Here is a 17,598-nt window from a genome sequence, read left to right as displayed (position 1 = left end):
AGAAACTTAAGTCAACAATAGACTCTGGCCGCAAAAAATTCAGCCAGCCAGCCAGAGCGGGAGCTTTCTTATATGATCCGTTTTTATTTCCATCCGACCCCCAACCCGGCCAAGATTGCGCTCTTCTTGGAAGAAGCCGGTCTGGATTACGAGGTAGTACCCACCGACACCAGCAAGGGCGAGCAACACACCCCCGAGTTCCGAACCATCAACCCCAATGGCAAGGTGCCCGCGATTGTGGATACCGACGGCCCGGGTGGAAACGCCGTGCGGGTTTTCGATTCCACCGCCATTCTACTGTATCTCGCCGAGAAAACCGGGCGCTTTAATGGCGCGCCAGAAGATCGCGGGGAACTGCTGTCTTGGCTTTCTTTCATCGGCACGGGCCTTGGTCCCTTCTCCGGTCAAGCGGTGCACTTTCAACTCGCGGCTCCGGAAAAACTACCCTACGTTATCAACCGCTATCGTCGGGAAGCCGAACGTCACTACCAAGTACTGGAAGATCACTTGAACGGCCGGGAATACATCGTTGGCAATGACTATTCTATCGCTGACATGTCCGCCTGGGGCTGGATCAACATGGCGGAACGTGTGTTTTCAGGCGATGATAACCCACTAGCGGCATTTCCCAATATTAAGCGTTGGTTCGAGCTTATCGAAGACAGGCCAGCGGCGATTCGCGCGCGTCTGGTCGGCACGGACCACCCGTTCAAGAAAGAGCGGGACGAAGAGACGCTGCGTGCACTATTTCCGTCGAACTATTAATCAACCGTCCGGTAGCTCCGGACGAGACCACTACACCCTGAGCCAATTGGACAACTAGGCTGGCAGAGTGGGCAGTCTGGACACAGGAAATTAAAAAAGCCCTACGCTTTCACGTAAGACCTTGAAAAATATGGCGCGCCCGACAGGATTCGAACCTGTGACCACTGCCTTCGGAGGGCAGTACTCTATCCAGCTGAGCTACGGGCGCTTACGAGCTTAACGGCTATGCGCTAATTTCGAGTGCGTAATCTTACGTTTGCCGCGGGCGACTGTCCAGCCTTTGCCGGGCAGCGGCGCTTAATTTACTGGTTTGGCCCTATATAAGAGGCCAACTCACCGCTCAGCTTAGTCAGGCGAACGGTTCGGGCGTCAGGGCGACAAGCCCGTGCTCATTACTGAAGGTCACTTCGCCATCCTGAATGGTTACCTGAAGGCTCATGGCACGCTGGGCCATGCCGGCCAACTGTTCGGTGGCTTCCGGGTCCAGATTCACGCAGGTCAGGTTGTTAAAGCGGGCCAGTTTTGCTTTATTTTTGTCCCACCAGATGGGCACGCCGCGGCCGCCGTAGGTGTACAGGATTACCTGTTTTGAGCGATTACAGGCTTTGCGCAGGCGGCTTTCGTCTGGCAGGCCCAGTTCAATCCACAGTTCAATTTCGTTGCTCAGGCTTTTTTGCCACAGTTCCGGTTCGTCGTCGGTGCTCAGGCCTTTTGTGAACTCCAGTTGGTCACTGGCATTCAGTGCAAACGCCAGCAGCCGCACCATCATGCGCTCGTCGTTCTCAGACGGGTGGCGTGCCAGGGTCAGCTGGTGGTCGGCGTAATAATGGCGATCCATATCGGCAATATTCAGTGTGGCTTTGAAAATTGTAGCTTTGAGCGCCATGGGGTTCCTATGGTAATCGCGGGCTATTTGCGCCCTTTCGGTGCGTGGGGGACAATGCGCGCGACGAGTGTAATTCATTTCAGGGATAGCCGGGCGCCACCTATGTCGATATTACGGGGTTTTCTGATTCTGGTGCTGTTTTTCCTGCTAGGGGAATCACTGCGGCTGGTGTTTCTGGTGCCGATTAGCGGCGGTATTCTGGGGTTGATGTTACTTACCCTGTATTTGATGGTAACTGGCGGCGTGGGTAATGCTGTGGCCGGTGCCAGCCAGGCTCTGATTTCGGTGCTTATTTTGCTGATTATGCCGGGCCTGACAGAGATATTTTTCATCTCCGGCAAGTTCACCGGGCAGTGGCTGGCGGTGAGTGTGTCTTTGCTGGTGGGTACCTTTTTGAGTGTGGTTACCACCTTGGTTTTATTAAATGTGCTGGCGCGCAAACTGCCCTCCGGATCAGACAACCATGAATAGTTCGCTGACGGTTTGGGAGCGTTTACTGACTCTGTCTCAAGTGCTGGCAGACACGCCGATGCTTGCCATCGCGATGACTATACTGGCGTTTTTTGCAGCGAACAGGGTGTACATCGCTATTGGCCGCCCGGTTTGGCTGCCACCGGTGGTGCCCGCAGCCACCATTCTGGCCGGCATGATTGCGCTTTCAGGCTTAGACCCAGACAGTTATCGTGAAGGCGCAAACTGGCTAATGCTGCTGTTGGGCCCGGCTACAGTGGCGCTGGGCGTGCCGCTGTATCAAAACATTCATCATATTCGTGCCATGCTCTGGCCTATCGTTCTTACCTTGCCTATAGCCGCCTCGCTGGCGGTGTTATACACGCTGGTCATTGCTTGGGCGCTGGGTGCGTCGCCAACGGTTATGGCGTCGCTGGCACCAAAATCGGTTACGGCAGCCATCGCTTTGGGTATTGGTGACATCATTGGCAGTTCGGTGCCGATGCTGATGGCGGCTCTGTTGATTACGGGCGTGTTTACCACTTTGTGTGTTGAGGTAGCCACCCGCCTGCTGAACATTACGGATGAGCGGGTGATCGGTTTTGCCCTCGGCTTGAATGGCCACGCCATTGGCACCGTGCGGGCGTTTGAAATCAGCAGTACCGCAGGGGCTTTTTCTTCATTGGGCATGAGCCTGACCGGGCTGTTTACCGCGCTGCTGCTGCCGGTTCTTTTCAACCTGTGACAGGCTCTTCGTTCCAACCTGTGTGTTCATTCAAACGCCTGTATGCATCTTGCGTATAGGGGTATGTCGCAATTTCAATTGCCGTTTTTCTGTGGGTTGACTAGGTTACTACTAGGTATCTGGCGTTCTTGGGCGCCGATTCGTCCGTACAATTCTTAAAACAGCAACGGAAAACGCGATGAGAAAGCTACTAACCGCATTTGTTGGCTCTATGGCTTTGGCCGCAGCGCCCTTGGCGCTGTCTGCTGAAGCGACCAAAGAACTGAAAATGGCCTACGACGCCGATCCCGTCACCCTGGACATTCATGAGCAGTTGTCTGGCGGTATGCTGCAACTGTCCCACATGACCTTTGACCCGCTGATCCGCTGGAACAAAGACCTGGGTTTTGACGCCCGCCTGGCAGAAAGTTGGGAACGTGTGGATGACAAAACCATGCGCTTCAAGCTGCGTGAGGGTGTTAAGTTTCATTCCGGTAACGAGCTGACCACCAAAGACGTAAAGTTTACCTACGACCGTTTGAAGCAAAGCTCTGACTATAAGGCGATCTTTGCGCCTTTCACCGGCATCAATGTCATTGATGACTACACCTTTGAGCTGGTTACCGCCGAGCCTTACCCGCTGCTGCTGAACACCGCGACTTATATTTTTCCGATGGACAGCGAGTTCTATTCCGGTGAAACCGAAAATGGCCAAAGCAAAGCGGCCATTACCAAGCACGGTAGTTCGTTCGCGTCTGGCAACTTGTCCGGTACTGGCCCTTACGTTGTTACCTCGCGTCAGCAGGGCGTGCGCATGGAGTTTGAACGCTTTGCCGATTACTGGGATGAAGCATCACCCGGCAACGTGAAGAAAATCGTGCTGACCCCCATCAAGGAAAACAACACCCGCGTATCGGCGTTGTTGTCAGGTGGTGTGGATTTTATTGCTCCGGTGCCGCCAACCGATCTGGACCGCATTAAGCGCGACAAAGACACGGATCTGGTGACCATGAGCGGTACCCGCATCATCATGTTCCACATGAACCAGGATCGTGTTGAGGCCTTCAAGAACCCCAAAGTCCGCCAGGCGGTGGCTTACGCCATTAACCAGGAAGGCATTGCGGCAAAAATCATGAAAGGCTTCGCGACCCCCGCAGCGCAGATGTCACCGGCTGGCTATTCTGGCCATAACGACTCTTTGAAACCTCGTTATGATGTGGAAAAGGCGCAACAACTGATGAAGGAGGCCGGCTATGAAGACGGCTTTACCATCACCATGATGTCGCCCAACAACCGCTACGTGAACGACGACAAGATTGCCCAGGCGGCTGCGGCCATGCTGGCGCGCATTAACATCACGGTGGATCTGAAAACCCTGCCCAAGGCGCAGTACTGGCCGGAATTTGATGCCCGCTCAGGTGACATGATGCTGATTGGCTGGCACGCCGATACCGAAGACTCAGCGAACTTCTTCGAGTTTCTGACCTTCTGCCCGAACGCCGACACCGGTGCTGGCCAGTACAACGCGGGTTACTACTGCAATCCGGAAGTAGACGCGTTGGTCACAAAAGCCAATGTGGAAACCGATCGTGAAAAACGCGCTGCGATGCTGCAAGACGCAGAAAAGCAACTGTATGACGATGCTGCGTTCATCCCCCTGCACTGGCAGGATCTGGCTTGGGCTTCAAAGAAGAACGTAAAACTTGAACCCATATTGAACGTGATGAACTTCCCGTACCTGGGAGACTTAGTGGTCGAGTAACCGCCTCTAATCACACGTGATCAACCCGTAAAACCCGGTCGGCTGCGGGCACCCACCTCCCAAGGGCGCCTGCAACCGGCTTTTTTATTGACGCCTAATCCGGACATTTTTCATGCTAGCGTTTTTGGTTCAACGGATTTCCCAGGCATTTCTGGTCATGTTCGTGATCAGCGTGATCGCGTTTGCCATTCAGGACGGCCTGGGTGACCCGCTGTATGAACTGGTGGGCATGTCGGTGTCGCTGGAAGAGCGCGATGCCATACGTGAAGACATGGGTTTTAATGACCCAATTTACGTGCAGTATGCGCGCTTTGCCGGTAATGCTCTGCAGGGAGATCTGGGCATTTCGTACTTCTACGGCAAGCCTACGTTACAGGTTATTGCTGAACACCTTCCGGCCACCCTGGAATTGGTGATTGGTGCCAGCCTGATTATTTTGGTGTTTTCGGTGCCTATTGGTGTGTACGCAGCCATTCGCCCGCAAGCATTTTTGTCGAAATTTTTTATGGGCATCAGCACCGTTGGTATTTCAATTCCGGTGTTCTTGACCGCCATTGTGCTGATTCAGCTGTTTTCGATTGGGGTTACGATTGAACTGTTTCCAACGGATACCGGTTGGGGCGCCTGGCTAAACGGCGCGCTGTCTACCGATGGCGGTTTACCCTCTTACGGCCGCGGTGATGAACTTACCCATTTGTTCGGTACCTGGAATTCAGGGTTTTTCTCTTCAGACGGCCTTTGGCACCTGGTGCTGCCCTGTGTGTCTCTGGCGTCAATCATGCTGCCGCTGTTTATCCGGCTGATTCGTGCGGAAATGATGGAAGTGCTGCAAAGCGACTATATTCGCTACGCGCGTGCTAAGGGGCTGTCTTCCGGCCGCATCAACTTTTTGCACGCCTTGAAAAACACCATGCTGCCGGTCATCACCGTAGGCGGTGTGCAACTCGGCATCATGGTCGCTTACACCATTCTTACTGAAACTGTATTCCAGTGGCCGGGCATGGGCTTGATGTTTCTGGAAGCCATTACCCGCAGCGACATTCCGCTGATTGTGGCCTACCTGATGGTGGTGGGGCTGGTTTTTGTGATTACCAACACCATTGTGGATCTGATCTACGGCCTGGTGAACCCCACTGTAAAACTGACAGGTAAAAAAGCATGATGACCGCGACTGTCTCCCGTTGGGCTCGCGTCCGCGACTCTTTTCTCTGGTACAGCTTCAAGCGCGACAAGGTCGCCATTATCAGCTTTATCGTATTTTTGGCGATGGTTCTGTCGGCGATTTTCGCGCCCTTGCTGGCGCCGACCGATCCGTACGATCTTGCGCAAATCGATATCATGAACTCGGAGTTGCCGCCGCTTGGTATGAACGGCGCCGACGAAGCCTTCCCGTTGGGCACAGACGCTCAGGGCCGGGACATGCTGTCGACCATTTTGTACGGCACCCGGGTGTCGCTGATGATCGGTTTTGGTGCCGTCATTCTGCAAGCCGCTCTGGGTATTATGTTCGGCCTGCTGGCGGGCTACCTGGGTGGCCGGGTAGACGCTATTTTGATGCGCATTGCCGATGTACAGTTGTCGTTTTCAACGTTGATGGTTGCGATCATTGTCGGGGCCGTTTTCAAGGCCAGCTTTGGCAGCCTGATGTTTGGTGAAATCGCCATTTACATGCTGATTTTTATCATCGGCGTGTCCGAATGGCCGCAGATTGCCCGTACCGTGCGTGCCTCCGTGCTGGCAGAAAAGAAAAAAGAATACGTGGATGCGGCCAAGGTGATGGGCTTTCGCACCAATCGCATTATGTTCCGCCACATTCTGCCCAATACTTTGTCGCCCATTTTCGTGATTGGTACGGTGCAGATCGCCAACGCCATTATTTCCGAAGCGGCGCTGTCGTTTCTGGGTCTGGGCATGCCTGAAACCCAGCCGTCACTTGGCTCGCTGATCAAATCTGGCTTTGATTACATTCAGAGCGGTTCCTGGTGGATCACCCTGCTGCCGGGCGTTGTGCTGGTGGTACTGGTGCTTGTGATCAACCTGCTGGGCGACTGGCTGCGCGATGTAATGAACCCACGGCTGTACAAGGGATAATCCGATGGCACTGCTGGAAGTAAAAAATCTGGATGTTCGCTTTGCCGTGCGCGGTGGCGATTTGACGGCCCTGCGGGGCATCAGCTTTTCGCTGGACAAAGGCGAACGGCTGGGCCTGGTGGGCGAATCCGGTGCGGGTAAATCCGTGGCGGCGTTTTCCATTCTCAATCTGATTGCGCAGCCAGGCTACATTGCCGGTGGGCAGATTCTGTTTGAAGGCAAAGACCTGGCGGCCATGAGCGAGCGCGAATTGCGGAAAATCCGCGGCAATCGCATCGCCATGATTTTTCAGGACCCGATGATGACCCTGAACCCGGTGCTGACCATTGGCACCCAGATGGTGGAAGCCATCAAGGCCCACCGCCGGATCAACACCAAAGACGCGCGGGCCATTGCCGTAGACAAGCTGCGCAAGGTGCAGATTCCGTCCCCCGAGAAACGTCTGGACCAATATCCCCATGAACTGTCTGGCGGTATGCGCCAGCGGGTGATTATTGCCATCGCGTTGCTGCTAGACCCGGAAATTATTATTGCCGACGAGCCCACCACCGCTCTGGATGTGACCATTCAGGCCGAAATCATGGCTCTGCTGCTGGATTTGTGTGAGCAGGAAAACGTCGCGCTGATGCTGATTACCCATGACTTGGGCGTGGTATCCCAGGTGTCCCAGCGCATGCTGGTGATGTACTCCGGCCGTATCATCGAGCAGGGGCCTACCCGCGAAATCATCAACGATGCCCAGCACCCGTATACTCAGGGGCTGATAAACGCACTGCCGCAAATGGGCGAGCCCGGTGCGCGGTTGTTCCAGATACCGGGCGCCATGCCGTCGTTAAAGAATGTGCCCACGGGTTGCCCGTTTAACCCGCGCTGCTCATTCGCCACCGATGAATGCCGCAGCACTATGCCTGAGTATGTGCGGGCCGGTAATGTAGATGTGGCCTGCTATGAGGTAGAACGTTTGATTGCACAAGAACAGCAAGCCCGAGAGGTGGCCCCATGAGCGCCTCGCCGTTGGTTGATATTCGCGGTCTGGAAAAGAAATTCGACCTGTCTGGCAGCTTTCTGGAGCAGATCAGCTTTAAAAACGGTCGCTTTCAGCGCAAACAGGAAGCGGTGCACGCCATCAACGGCGTGAATCTGCAGGTGTTCAAAGGCGAAGCCCTGTGCGTTGTGGGCGAGTCTGGTTGCGGCAAGTCTACGGTGGCCCGCACTATTATGGGCTTGCTGTCACCCACCGCCGGTGAGGTGCACTACGAAGGCAAACGCATCGACACGCTGGAAGGCAAAGCTCTGTTGCCGTACCGCAGCAAAATGCAGATGATTTTTCAGAATCCTTATGCCTCTTTGAACCCGCGGATGACCATTCAGCAAACCCTCGAAGAGCCGATCCACTTTCACCACCCCAAGTGGAACAAAACCGACGTGCTGGAAAAAGTTCAGGATGTAATGCAGTCGGTGGGGATTGATCCGGATTGGGGCAGCCGATTTGGCCACGAGTTCTCTGGCGGCCAGCGCCAGCGTATTGCCATAGCTCGCGCGTTAGCGGTAGACCCGGAATTTATTGTGGCGGACGAACCCATTTCGGCATTGGATGTGTCTATTCAGGCACAAGTGCTGAATTTGATGATGGACGCCCAGGAATCCCGCAATCTGACCTATCTGTTCATCACCCACGATTTGGCGGTGGTGGAGCACTTTGGCACCCGCGTGGCGGTTATGTATTTGGGCCGGGTGTGTGAGCTGGCGCCTACCAAGGCGTTGTTTGCCACCCCGCGGCACCCGTACACCCAGGCATTGCTGTCCGCGATACCGCGACTGGAAGACGGCCGGCCCAATTACATTCGCCTGCAGGGCGAGGTGCCTACGCCGGTTAACCTGCCCCCGGGCTGCGTATTTCATGGCCGTTGCCCCTACGCTAACGATCGCTGCCGCCAGGAAATTCCGGAATTGTTTGCCACAGATGACGGTGGCCAGGTGGCCTGCCACGGGGTGGAAGAAGGCCGTTTGTGAAAACCCATTAGCCGATGCGTTATCATGGCGCTCTTGATGTAACGCCAAGGGTCCGCAAAGCCGTGGGGGGTTGATGGAAGTACGCTGGATGGAAGATTTTATGGCGCTGGCCCGCACCCGCCATTTTTCACGTGCGGCTGAGCTTCAACACGTCAGCCAGCCTACTTTTAGCCGGCGTATTCGTCTGCTGGAAGACTCGATGGGTGCAACTCTGGTTAACCGCCAGACGCTGCCACTGTCGCTGACCCCCGCGGGTGAGGTTTTCGCCGAATTGTGCGCGCGGGTCACCCGCGATGTTCGCGACACCCGCGAGCGGGTAAAACACCTTGAATCCGAAGCCAATGCCCGCATCAGTGTGGGTTCAACCCAGGGTCTGTTCTCCCATTTTTACCAGACCTGGGCGCAACAGGCTGGGGTAGCCGAGCGGTTGCAACTGAATCTAAAGGCCACCAACTGGGTGGGCGAGCAGTTTCTGGACGCACTCGACAACGGCGACTGCGATCTGGTGCTGTGCTACTGGCATGACGACCTGCCTTGGCATGAGCGGCTGAACAGCAGTGCCTACCGCTCTATGACACTGTCAAAGGAGGCACTGATACCGCTGAGCGTCGGTGACGAACAAGGCGCCCCACGTTTTGTTCTGCCGGGCAGCGCGGCGCAGCCGGTGCCGCTGATTGCTTACCATCCACGGGGCTTTTTGCAGCCCGCCATTACCACCCATCTGGCGCGGCAGAAGACCACCGCCAATCTGTTACCGCTGAATGAAAACGCCCAGTCGGCCAGCGTGAAAGCCCTGGTAAAGCAGGGCTTTGGCATGGGCTGGTTGCCCCAGCGCATGGCCCAAAAAAGCGAAGAATCTGGCAGCCTGGTGCGCGCCGGCGATGAGCGCTGGGACGTAACACTGGAAATTCGATTGCTGCGCCTGAGCCAGCCCCGTACCCAGGAATTCAATACACTCTGGAACACATTGGAAACTCAATATGACCGATAACCAAATTCTGGCCCTGCAACCTGACCACATTGCCGAGTTGCAGCAGCGCTACCAGCGAGCGCTGGCGGAACATGGCTACAGCGCCCTGTTGATCAGCGCTGGTGCTTCGCCCATGCGCTATGGCGACGACCAGAGCGCGCCTTTCCAGGGCTTTGGCCCGTTCCTGCACTGGACCGGCCTGACCGGTTACGAACACGCCTGGCTGCTGATTCAGCCAGATACAACGCCGGTGCTGTGGTTGTATCAGCCGGTGGACTTCTGGCACGCGACTTTGCAGCTGCCAAGCGAACCCTGGCAGCAGGCAATGGATATTCGCTACATTGCCAAACGCGGCCTGCCGCCATTGCCTGCCGAGACCCGTCAGGGTAAGGGACTGGCCGTTGTGGGCGATCCGGCCCTGCTTGCAGGCGTGCCGGGTGACCATAATCCGGCGGCGCTGACGGCGGCTCTGGATGAAACCCGCATGCACAAAACCGACTATGAAGTGGCCTGCCTGGCCCGTGCCAATAACGTTGCGTTGGCGGGCCATCAGGCGGCAGCCGCGGCGTTCGCCGATGGTGCCAGTGAATTTGCGATCAACTTGGCGTATCAGCAGGCTACCTTGCAGCGTGAAACAGAAGCGCCTTATCACAGCATTATCGGCTTGAACGAACACGCCGGCACCTTGCATTACCAGTATTACGACATCACGGCACCGGCGCAGTCCCGCAGCCTGCTGATGGATGCCGGTGTGCGCTACCGCGGTTACTGCTCGGACATTACCCGCACCTACGCAGCCGCGGGCGAAGGCCGATTCGCCGCACTGGTAAAAGGTATGGACCTGTTGCGCGAGCGCCTGTGCACGATGGTTGCACCGGGTGTCGAGTACCTGGTTATTCACCGCAAAGCTCATTCCGGTGTCGCCGCGCTGCTTAGTGCCAGTGGGCTGGTAAGCGGTATCAGCGATGAAGCCATGGTAGAGCAGGGCATCACCCGGGTGTTTTTCCCCCACGGCATCGGCCATTTTCTGGGCATACAGGTGCACGATGTGGCTGGAAAACCCGTACCGTCGCCGGCAGAAGCGCCGTTTTTACGCCTGACGCGAACGTTGGAAGCCGGCATGGTGGTGACTATTGAACCGGGTCTGTATTTTATCCCTTCGTTGCTGGAACCGTTGCTGGCAGGACCATTGGCGCAGCATATCAACACCGCGATACTGGACGAACTGAAGGGCTGCGGTGGTGTGCGGCTGGAAGACAACGTGCTGGTGACCGAGACGGGCGCACGAAATCTGAGCAGATTGAACGAAAATTAATTCGCAAAGGGCTTGAACTTTAAGATCGCAATGGAAATAATTATCACTAACATTTAATTGCGTAAGTGAGAGCCCTATGTATGTGTGCCTTTGCCACGGCGTAACCGCCCGTGAAATCCTCCGCGATTACAACGCTCAAGATTATATGGCATTGGCCGGCATGCTGGCCCACCCGGCCTGAGTGCCTGGCTTCCTTTATCACCGCAGCGATTCTAACTATTGCCCTAACGCGCTATTCTTACCCGAACCGATCAAAATCTTTAGAGAGAGGCGCTATGAAAGGCGATAAACAAATTATACAGTTTTTGAACAAAGTGTTAGGCAACGAGCTGACGGCCATCAACCAGTATTTGTTGTACTCACGCTCTGTATGCTCGATAGTGAAGAAGAGCACATCGACGGGCTGGAAATGATCAGTCGGATGGGTATTCAAAATTACATCCAGTTACAGTCTGGCGCAGCGGAGTAAATGTCGACAATGGATCTGTCCTGCTTTAAAGCGTATGACCTTCGTGGCCGTGTTCCAGACCAGCTGAACCCTATGCTGGCGGAGCTTATTGGCCGAGCCTATGTGGAAGTAACCGGCGCGAAAAAAATTATTGTCGGCTATGACATTCGCTTGTCCAGCCGCGAGATCAGCCAGGCATTGTGCTCGGGTTTGATGGCTGCGGGCGCAGACGTGTACGACATTGGCCTGTGCGGTACCGAAATGGTGTACTTTGCCACCAGCCATTACGACATGGACGGCGGCATTATGGTCACCGCCAGCCACAACCCCCGTGACCATAACGGCATGAAAATGGTGGGGCCAGAGTCGCGGCCGATCAGTTCAGACAATGGCCTGAACGACATCCGTGACCGTGTTTTGGAGCCGTTTGCGGATGCTCAGGATCAAGGCCGTTACGAAACCCTGGAAACCATGAACGCCTATATCGATCACCTTCTGGGCTATGTCAACGGTGCAAATCTGAAGCCGCTGAAACTGGTGGTCAATGCTGGTAACGGCGGTGCCGGGCTGGTGATTGATGAACTTGAAGCGCACTTGCCGTTCGAATTTGTGAAAGTGCACCACAACGCAGACGGCCATTTTCCCAACGGTGTTCCCAATCCCATACTGGAAGAAAACCGCGCAGCCACCGCAGAGGCGGTAAAATCCAGTGGTGCTGCCATGGGCATCGCCTGGGACGGTGATTACGATCGCTGTTTTTTCTTCGATGAAAATGGCCGCTTTATTGAAGGCTATTACATTGTTGGCCTGCTGGCCGATCAGTTTCTGCGTAAGACCGGCCCGGGTAAGGTGATTCACGACCCGCGTCTGATCTGGAACACGTTGGACCTGGTTGCCGCTGCTGGTGGAATTGCCGTTGAGAGCAAAACCGGACATGCGTTCATCAAGCAGCGTATGCGCGATGAAGATGCGGTATACGGCGGTGAAATGAGCGCCCACCATTACTTTCGCGACTTTGCGTACTGCGACAGCGGCATGATTCCCTGGCTGCTAGTGGCAGAGCGCCTGTGCCAGGCGGGTTGCACGCTGTCATCGTTGATTGATGCCCGCATTGAAGCCTACCCGGCCAGCGGCGAAATCAACCGTACGATTGCAGACCCCGCTGCCGTGATTGCCGCCATCGAAGTAAAATACGGCGCCGATGCCAAGAGCGTGAGCCACATTGACGGCGTGAGTGTGGAATTCGACCACTGGCGGTTTAACCTGCGGATGTCTAACACCGAACCGGTGGTTAGGCTGAACGTGGAATCCCGTGGTGATATACCGTTGATGCGAGAGAAAACCGACGAACTGCTTGCGGAAATGGAGCGTTTGAACGCTCTTTAAGCATGCTTGTGATTTGCTTTGTGACATCTGTGAAAAGGCCCTGCCGGACAATTAAATCCGGCAGGGCCTTTTTGCTTCTTTATACCTCTTTATAGCTGTTTATAACTCTCGCCTCGGCGCTGACGATTACAGCCAGTCGTTCAGCATAATCCCCACGCCGATTCTTTGAATACGCTCGTTGTAGTCAATCAGGCTCTCACCGTAACCGTTGTAATAATGCACGAAGCCTTTGATGGTATCGCCCATGGGGAAGCTGTAGCCAAACTCCACCGAGGTTTTGTTGTCTGAGGTGCGCAGATTGTTCAGCAGTTTCAGTGAAAAGGTACGGTCTTCCGTCAGTTTGTACACTGCGTGGTAACTGGCATGGCCCAGATAGCGTTCAATATCGTCGTTGTCGTCGGTGTTGCCGTCTGGCAAGCGTATCCAGGGTTTGACCATGAACAGCCAGCGGTTGTAAGTGTAAGTTCCCATGCCAACAATGCGGTTCCAGCTGCGCGAGCGCGGCTCGGCCTGACCGTTTGACTGGTGGTTAATGCCCAGATTCACCGTGTTCAGGCGGCCCGGCCCAATGTTCCAGTCGGGTTGGTAGCGCAGGAATAGTTCAGGCTCGTAGTTGGTTTCACGAAACGGCGCGGACTCATCCTGATTGTAAAGCTGCCAGAAAGACTTCTGGGTGTAGCCGAACCAAAGCGTAGTGCGTTTATCCATAAAGCCGGTGAGCAGCGGAACTTTGAAGCTGATCTGGTACTTGGCTTCTTCCCGCTTGAGGCCGTAGTCGTAGCCGGTCACGCCCAGGCGCGGACTTGTAGGTGTCTGGTTTGGGTGGTCTGACCAAGTGATTGGCAGAATGTAGTTCGGGCGGTGGCGAATAAAACTGCCAGAGAATGAAAACAGGGCCTCTTCTGCATCCATGTAGCGGTCCAGAATCGACGACATTACCGCGGTTTCGTCCTCTGCCCCGGGGTTATTCGGCGTCTCTTCCATGTTTCGTTTGCTTGGCAGTAGTGCCTCGGTGGCGACCTCTACCCGCTGCCGTTGCTCGGCGCTGGCGTTGTCGCGGGCTTGATCAGGCTGGTAAACCTCATCGAAACAGGCCAGGCGCTGCAATCCATCGCGAATCAGTGCGCAGTCTTGGGCGGACAGCGGCTGAGCTGCCTGGGGCTCAGCGTCGGTTTGGGCGCTGGCTGCAGGCGCCCAAGCCAAGGTGCACAGTGCGGCGGCTAGTGCTGTGGATAGTGCCGTTGCCAACACGTGGCGGCGCTGCCGGATAATTGTTAACGCAGGTGCGGATAGCATGTTGGTAATGTCTCTTTGACCTTTGACGAAAGAAAAATAGCGTATAAATGATAGAGTTTTACTGGGCGTTCAGGCTGATCCAGGTATTCGCTATGCCGTATAACCACACGCTGGACATAGTTATTGCCAGCAATGCAAAAATCAGTTTATGGCGAATCTGCCGCTCTGCGCCTGCGGTAATCACCCAGCGCAGGTACATCAGGCCAATAAAACTGGTAAAAACCAGCAGGCTGGCCACAGCCGGCACCAGCAGCCAGGCGGGCGCCAGAACTTCCCCCGGCGGGGTACTGTAGCCAAACCAGATCATAGAGCCCAGCAGGGTGGCTAGCGCGGTAAACTCTATAATTAAGAGCGGTTTGCGCAAGCGGTGGTGCGAGTGACCGGGGTCTGGCATGGCGAATTCCTGAGCGATAAACGGGCTGAGAGCGTATGGTAACCATAACGGCGTGACAGGTCTTGTGATTTACCAAATGGCAACAAATGGTGTTGAAATTGATGTATACGTCTGCGCGTTGGTTTTTTTGCCGGGGTACAGCCGCTATAATGCGGCGACTTATTATTATAACGCTTGAATGCGAGGTGCATTGTGAAGATGAAGAGAATTCTAGCCGCTGTTCTGCTTGGTTTTGGTCTGACAGCCGGCGCTGTTCTGGCAAGTGTTGATGACGAAATTTTGTCCCGTATCCAGCCGATAGGCGATGTGTGTCTGCAGGGTGAAGAGTGCGGTTCTGCGGCCGCCCCAACGGTTACCGCCAGTGCCGGCCCTCGTTCTGGTTCTGAAGTTTACGGCGCCGTTTGCCTGGCATGCCACACCACTGGTGCAGCGGGTGCGCCGGTGATTGGTGATGCCAGTTCTTGGGCGCCGCGGGTCGAGCAGGGCATGGATACGCTGATCCTCCACGCAATCAATGGCTATAACGCCATGCCAGCCAAAGGTGGCTGTGTCAGCTGCCCGGATGAAGAAATCGCTGCAGCCGTTGAATACCTAGTGGCAGAAAGCGAGTAACGCTGCCTAAAGCCGGGTTGTTCGCCAATGCGGACTGCCCGGTGTCAGGCGCCTAAATCTCCTAGCAAAGCGCTGAGCGTCGCTTTTCCCTTCTTATGATTCACTTCTACATCTGCTTCCCCTAAACCCAGCCAGCGCACATCGTCTTCCGGCAGTTCGTCCAGGAAGCGGCTCGGAATGGTTTCCATTTTTTCGCCATATTGCCGGCGAGACGCGGCGTAGGTCAGAGTCAGGGTTTCCCGTGCCCGGGTAATACCTACGTACATTAGCCGCCGTTCTTCCTCGATATTTTCTTCTTCAATGCTCATCCGGTGCGGCAGAATCTCTTCTTCCAAGCCGATGATGAACACGTGGGGAAACTCCAGGCCTTTGGAAGCGTGCAGGGTCAGCAGCTGTACTTTATCGCTGTCGTCTTCTTCCTCGCGCTGCTCCATCATGTCCCGCAGAATCAGTTTGGTAATGGCGTCTTCCACGCCTATTTCGTCGGCGGTGCCTTTGCCGTCGTCGAGCATGCGCTGGATGGAGTCCACCAGATACCAGATATTTTCCATGCGCCGTTGCGCCTGCTTGGGCGAGCTAGAATGCTGGTGTAGCCATTCTTCGTACTCTATATCCGTAAACAGCTGTTTGATCACCTGCACAGGGTCATCGCTGTGTAGCCGTTCGCAGGTAGCGTCTGCCCAGTGGGCGAAGCGACGCAGGCGCTCCAGGCCCTTGTCGGTCACGTGGCTTTGCGCGCCCATATCGCCCAGTGCTTTGAACAGGCTGACGTTGCGAGCGCGTGCGTAGTGGCTTAACTGCTCGAGCGTGCGCGGGCCAATCTCCCGGCGGGGCACGTTAACCACCCGTAAAAACGCGGCGTCGTCCGTGGGATTGATCAGCAAGCGCAAATACGCCATGGCGTCTTTGATTTCGCTTTTGGCAAAAAACGACTGGCCGCCGGAAATGCGATAGGGAATCTGGTAGGCCTGAAGCTTCACTTCCAGCAGTCGAGCCTGATGGTTACCCCGGTAAAGCACCGCAAAATCTTTGAATCCCAAGCCCTGCTTTAGCTTCTGATCCAGTATTTCGGTGGCCACACGCTCGGTTTCTGCTTCTTCATTGCGGCAGCGGATGATGCGGATTTCTTCGCCAATGGCGTGATCGCTCCACAGCACTTTTTCAAAGGCGTGCGGGTTGTTGGCAATCACCGTGTTGGCGGCCCGCAGTATGCGGCTGGTGGAGCGGTAATTCTGCTCCAGCTTAACCACTTTCAGGCTGGGGAAATCCTGTTCCAACTGCGCCAGGTTCTCCGGCCGCGCTCCACGCCAGGCGTAAATCGACTGGTCGTCATCGCCCACCACGGTAAAAGCGGCACGCCCCGCCACTAAAAGTTTTACCAGCTCGTATTGGCACACATTGGTGTCCTGATATTCATCCACCAGCATGTACCGAATTTTACGCTGCCATTTCGCCAGCACGTCCGGGTGCTGGCGAAACAGCATCACCGGCAGCAAAATCAGGTCATCGAAGTCGACGGCGTTGTATGCTTTCAGGTACTCGTTATAGTATCCATAAATGATAGCGATTCTCTGCTCGCGCTCGTCCGCCGCTTTACTCAGCGCCTCGGCAGGGGTGCGCATGGCGTTTTTCCAGGAAGAGATGGTCATCTGTACCGGGTTGAGCTCATCGCCAGCATCGGTGCTGCCATGGGTTAACATCAGATCCTGCAACAGGGCTTTGGCGTCCTCGGCATCAAAAATGGAAAATCCCGGGTGATAGCCCAGGTGGTCATTTTCCTCGCGGATTATGTTCAGGCCAAGGTTATGGAAGGTGGAAACGGTTAGCCCACGGGTTAGCTTGCGATCGATAATGCGGCCAACCCGTTCTTTCATCTCCCGTGCGGCTTTGTTGGTGAAGGTCACGGCGGCTATATGCCGGCCAGGAATACCCAGCTGTTCGATCAGAAACGCAATTTTGCGGGTAATAACGCTGGTTTTGCCGCTGCCGGCACCCGCTAGTACCAGCATGGGGCCATCTGCATAGCGCACGGCTTCGCGTTGTCGGGGGTTCAGTTTTGTCACGGCGTCACAGCAGCCTGGTTGCAAAGTGCGTTAATATCGTGCTTATTCTACAGCACCCGGGCAATCGGCACCCTACCGGAAAGTCAGCTATTGTTAATGAATTGTACGGCTTGAATTACTGCGCATTGGTGCAGAAAATCTTACAAACTCATGGATTCGCAGATGGTATCGCCTTTCGCTTTTTTTGATCAGCCTCGCTCACAGCCTGAAAATGAGCGTAGTAGCAGAGGGTGTGGAAACCTACGCCCAGATGGAGTTTTTACGACAACTGAACTGTGACCACGTCCAGGGTTACTATTTTGCATCGGCCGATGCCTTGGGGTCAGTTGCTACAGTTCCTCCTTAATCAGAGGCAGTCTGCTTGCCTGTAATCCTGTGCCGCTGTACCTTTGCCACTTTGTTTGTCAGCGAACGTGATTAGCA

The 17,598-nt window shown here is 55.3% G+C and carries 17 protein-coding genes, 1 tRNA gene and 2 pseudogenes; 15 read left to right on the top strand and 5 right to left on the bottom strand.

Annotated features, from left to right (window positions below; translation table 11 throughout):
- Nucleotides 1-72 precede the first annotated feature (72 nt).
- Nucleotides 73-765, top strand: a complete 693-nt coding sequence (locus ATG98_RS05235; RefSeq protein WP_098422299.1) for a glutathione S-transferase family protein — start codon at nucleotides 73-75, stop codon at nucleotides 763-765.
- A 131-nt stretch (nucleotides 766-896) separates the two neighbouring features.
- Here the strand turns inward: ATG98_RS05235 and ATG98_RS05230 are convergent.
- Nucleotides 897-973: transfer RNA gene (locus ATG98_RS05230), tRNA-Arg, on the bottom strand.
- Between the two features lie 141 nt (nucleotides 974-1,114).
- Complete coding sequence (locus ATG98_RS05225; protein ID WP_098422298.1) at nucleotides 1,115-1,651, bottom strand: YaeQ family protein; 537 nt, start codon at nucleotides 1,649-1,651, stop codon at nucleotides 1,115-1,117.
- A 102-nt stretch (nucleotides 1,652-1,753) separates the two neighbouring features.
- On the opposite strand from ATG98_RS05225, the gene ATG98_RS05220 reads away from it, so the two are divergent.
- From ATG98_RS05220 to ATG98_RS05165, 12 genes and pseudogenes are all read left to right on the top strand, one after another.
- Entirely contained in the window at nucleotides 1,754-2,122 is a 369-nt protein-coding gene (locus ATG98_RS05220; RefSeq protein WP_098419775.1) for a CidA/LrgA family protein, read from the top strand.
- Complete coding sequence (locus ATG98_RS05215) at nucleotides 2,115-2,846, top strand: LrgB family protein (RefSeq protein WP_098422297.1); 732 nt, start codon at nucleotides 2,115-2,117, stop codon at nucleotides 2,844-2,846. The genes ATG98_RS05220 and ATG98_RS05215 overlap by 8 nt, the downstream gene beginning before the upstream one ends.
- 178 nt (nucleotides 2,847-3,024) lie before the next feature.
- The gene (locus ATG98_RS05210; RefSeq protein WP_098422296.1) at nucleotides 3,025-4,587 is read left to right on the top strand and encodes an ABC transporter substrate-binding protein; all 1,563 of its coding nucleotides are present in this window, start codon (nucleotides 3,025-3,027) and stop codon (nucleotides 4,585-4,587) included.
- Between the two features lie 112 nt (nucleotides 4,588-4,699).
- Nucleotides 4,700-5,749 carry an ABC transporter permease gene (locus ATG98_RS05205; protein WP_098419772.1) on the top strand — a complete coding sequence of 350 codons (1,050 nt, stop codon included), beginning with the start codon at nucleotides 4,700-4,702 and terminating at the stop codon, nucleotides 5,747-5,749.
- Nucleotides 5,746-6,678: an ABC transporter permease gene (locus tag ATG98_RS05200; protein ID WP_098422295.1), complete on the top strand. Its 933-nt coding sequence runs from the start codon at nucleotides 5,746-5,748 to the stop codon at nucleotides 6,676-6,678. Before ATG98_RS05205 ends, ATG98_RS05200 begins: the two co-directional genes overlap by 4 nt.
- 4 nt (nucleotides 6,679-6,682) lie before the next feature.
- Nucleotides 6,683-7,681, top strand: a complete 999-nt coding sequence (locus tag ATG98_RS05195; RefSeq protein ID WP_098422294.1) for an ABC transporter ATP-binding protein — start codon at nucleotides 6,683-6,685, stop codon at nucleotides 7,679-7,681.
- Nucleotides 7,678-8,691, top strand: coding sequence for an ABC transporter ATP-binding protein (locus ATG98_RS05190; RefSeq protein WP_098422293.1), 1,014 nt, complete (start codon nucleotides 7,678-7,680; stop codon nucleotides 8,689-8,691). Before ATG98_RS05195 ends, ATG98_RS05190 begins: the two co-directional genes overlap by 4 nt.
- Before the next feature lie 73 nt (nucleotides 8,692-8,764).
- Nucleotides 8,765-9,682 carry a LysR family transcriptional regulator gene (locus ATG98_RS05185; RefSeq protein WP_179888054.1) on the top strand — a complete coding sequence of 306 codons (918 nt, stop codon included), beginning with the start codon at nucleotides 8,765-8,767 and terminating at the stop codon, nucleotides 9,680-9,682.
- Complete coding sequence (gene pepQ, locus ATG98_RS05180) at nucleotides 9,672-10,976, top strand: Xaa-Pro dipeptidase (RefSeq protein ID WP_098422291.1); 1,305 nt, start codon at nucleotides 9,672-9,674, stop codon at nucleotides 10,974-10,976. The genes ATG98_RS05185 and pepQ overlap by 11 nt, the downstream gene beginning before the upstream one ends.
- 76 nt (nucleotides 10,977-11,052) lie before the next feature.
- Complete coding sequence (locus tag ATG98_RS22915) at nucleotides 11,053-11,157, top strand: (2Fe-2S)-binding protein (RefSeq protein WP_416376568.1); 105 nt, start codon at nucleotides 11,053-11,055, stop codon at nucleotides 11,155-11,157.
- Between the two features lie 94 nt (nucleotides 11,158-11,251).
- A pseudogene (locus tag ATG98_RS22185) lies at nucleotides 11,252-11,341 on the top strand (bacterioferritin); the annotation flags it as partial.
- 113 nt (nucleotides 11,342-11,454) lie between these two features.
- Complete coding sequence (locus tag ATG98_RS05165) at nucleotides 11,455-12,810, top strand: phosphomannomutase (RefSeq protein WP_098422290.1); 1,356 nt, start codon at nucleotides 11,455-11,457, stop codon at nucleotides 12,808-12,810.
- Between the two features lie 126 nt (nucleotides 12,811-12,936).
- Here ATG98_RS05165 and ATG98_RS05160 read toward each other — a convergent pair whose 3' ends face one another.
- Entirely contained in the window at nucleotides 12,937-14,106 is a 1,170-nt protein-coding gene (locus tag ATG98_RS05160) for a phospholipase A (protein ID WP_098422289.1), read from the bottom strand.
- A 58-nt stretch (nucleotides 14,107-14,164) separates the two neighbouring features.
- The gene (locus ATG98_RS05155) at nucleotides 14,165-14,500 is read right to left on the bottom strand and encodes a hypothetical protein (protein WP_098422288.1); all 336 of its coding nucleotides are present in this window, start codon (nucleotides 14,498-14,500) and stop codon (nucleotides 14,165-14,167) included.
- Between the two features lie 198 nt (nucleotides 14,501-14,698).
- Between ATG98_RS05155 and ATG98_RS05150 the strand changes: the two genes are divergently transcribed.
- Nucleotides 14,699-15,112 (top strand): c-type cytochrome, encoded by a 414-nt coding sequence (locus ATG98_RS05150; protein WP_098422287.1) that lies wholly within the window; start codon nucleotides 14,699-14,701, stop codon nucleotides 15,110-15,112.
- A 44-nt stretch (nucleotides 15,113-15,156) separates the two neighbouring features.
- Here ATG98_RS05150 and rep read toward each other — a convergent pair whose 3' ends face one another.
- The gene (gene rep, locus ATG98_RS05145) at nucleotides 15,157-17,175 is read right to left on the bottom strand and encodes a DNA helicase Rep (RefSeq protein WP_098422286.1); all 2,019 of its coding nucleotides are present in this window, start codon (nucleotides 17,173-17,175) and stop codon (nucleotides 15,157-15,159) included.
- Nucleotides 17,176-17,359: 184 nt separating this feature from the next.
- Between rep and ATG98_RS05140 the strand changes: the two are divergent.
- Nucleotides 17,360-17,546, top strand: a pseudogene (locus tag ATG98_RS05140) (EAL domain-containing protein); the annotation flags it as partial.
- Nucleotides 17,547-17,598: the final 52 nt, after the last annotated feature.

It is taken from the genome of Marinobacter sp. LV10R520-4 (assembly GCF_002563815.1).
Lineage (GTDB): Bacteria > Pseudomonadota > Gammaproteobacteria > Pseudomonadales > Oleiphilaceae > Marinobacter.
The sequence above is the reverse complement of the archived record's forward strand: the minus strand, read 5'-3'. Positions and strand labels throughout refer to the sequence as shown.

Bases quoted from the DNA above. Each gene is read 5' to 3' on its own strand.
- ATG98_RS05235 (WP_098422299.1), top strand. From the start codon at position 73: ATGATCCGTTTTTATTTCCATCCGACCCCCAACCCGGCCAAGATTGCG.
- ATG98_RS05225 (WP_098422298.1), bottom strand. From the start codon at position 1,651: ATGGCGCTCAAAGCTACAATTTTCAAAGCCACACTGAATATTGCCGAT.
- ATG98_RS05220 (WP_098419775.1), top strand. From the start codon at position 1,754: ATGTCGATATTACGGGGTTTTCTGATTCTGGTGCTGTTTTTCCTGCTA.
- ATG98_RS05215 (WP_098422297.1), top strand. From the start codon at position 2,115: ATGAATAGTTCGCTGACGGTTTGGGAGCGTTTACTGACTCTGTCTCAA.
- ATG98_RS05210 (WP_098422296.1), top strand. From the start codon at position 3,025: ATGAGAAAGCTACTAACCGCATTTGTTGGCTCTATGGCTTTGGCCGCA.
- ATG98_RS05205 (WP_098419772.1), top strand. From the start codon at position 4,700: ATGCTAGCGTTTTTGGTTCAACGGATTTCCCAGGCATTTCTGGTCATG.
- ATG98_RS05200 (WP_098422295.1), top strand. From the start codon at position 5,746: ATGATGACCGCGACTGTCTCCCGTTGGGCTCGCGTCCGCGACTCTTTT.
- ATG98_RS05195 (WP_098422294.1), top strand. From the start codon at position 6,683: ATGGCACTGCTGGAAGTAAAAAATCTGGATGTTCGCTTTGCCGTGCGC.
- ATG98_RS05190 (WP_098422293.1), top strand. From the start codon at position 7,678: ATGAGCGCCTCGCCGTTGGTTGATATTCGCGGTCTGGAAAAGAAATTC.
- ATG98_RS05185 (WP_179888054.1), top strand. From the start codon at position 8,765: ATGGAAGTACGCTGGATGGAAGATTTTATGGCGCTGGCCCGCACCCGC.
- pepQ (WP_098422291.1), top strand. From the start codon at position 9,672: ATGACCGATAACCAAATTCTGGCCCTGCAACCTGACCACATTGCCGAG.
- ATG98_RS22915 (WP_416376568.1), top strand. From the start codon at position 11,053: ATGTATGTGTGCCTTTGCCACGGCGTAACCGCCCGTGAAATCCTCCGC.
- ATG98_RS05165 (WP_098422290.1), top strand. From the start codon at position 11,455: ATGGATCTGTCCTGCTTTAAAGCGTATGACCTTCGTGGCCGTGTTCCA.
- ATG98_RS05160 (WP_098422289.1), bottom strand. From the start codon at position 14,106: ATGCTATCCGCACCTGCGTTAACAATTATCCGGCAGCGCCGCCACGTG.
- ATG98_RS05155 (WP_098422288.1), bottom strand. From the start codon at position 14,500: ATGCCAGACCCCGGTCACTCGCACCACCGCTTGCGCAAACCGCTCTTA.
- ATG98_RS05150 (WP_098422287.1), top strand. From the start codon at position 14,699: ATGAAGAGAATTCTAGCCGCTGTTCTGCTTGGTTTTGGTCTGACAGCC.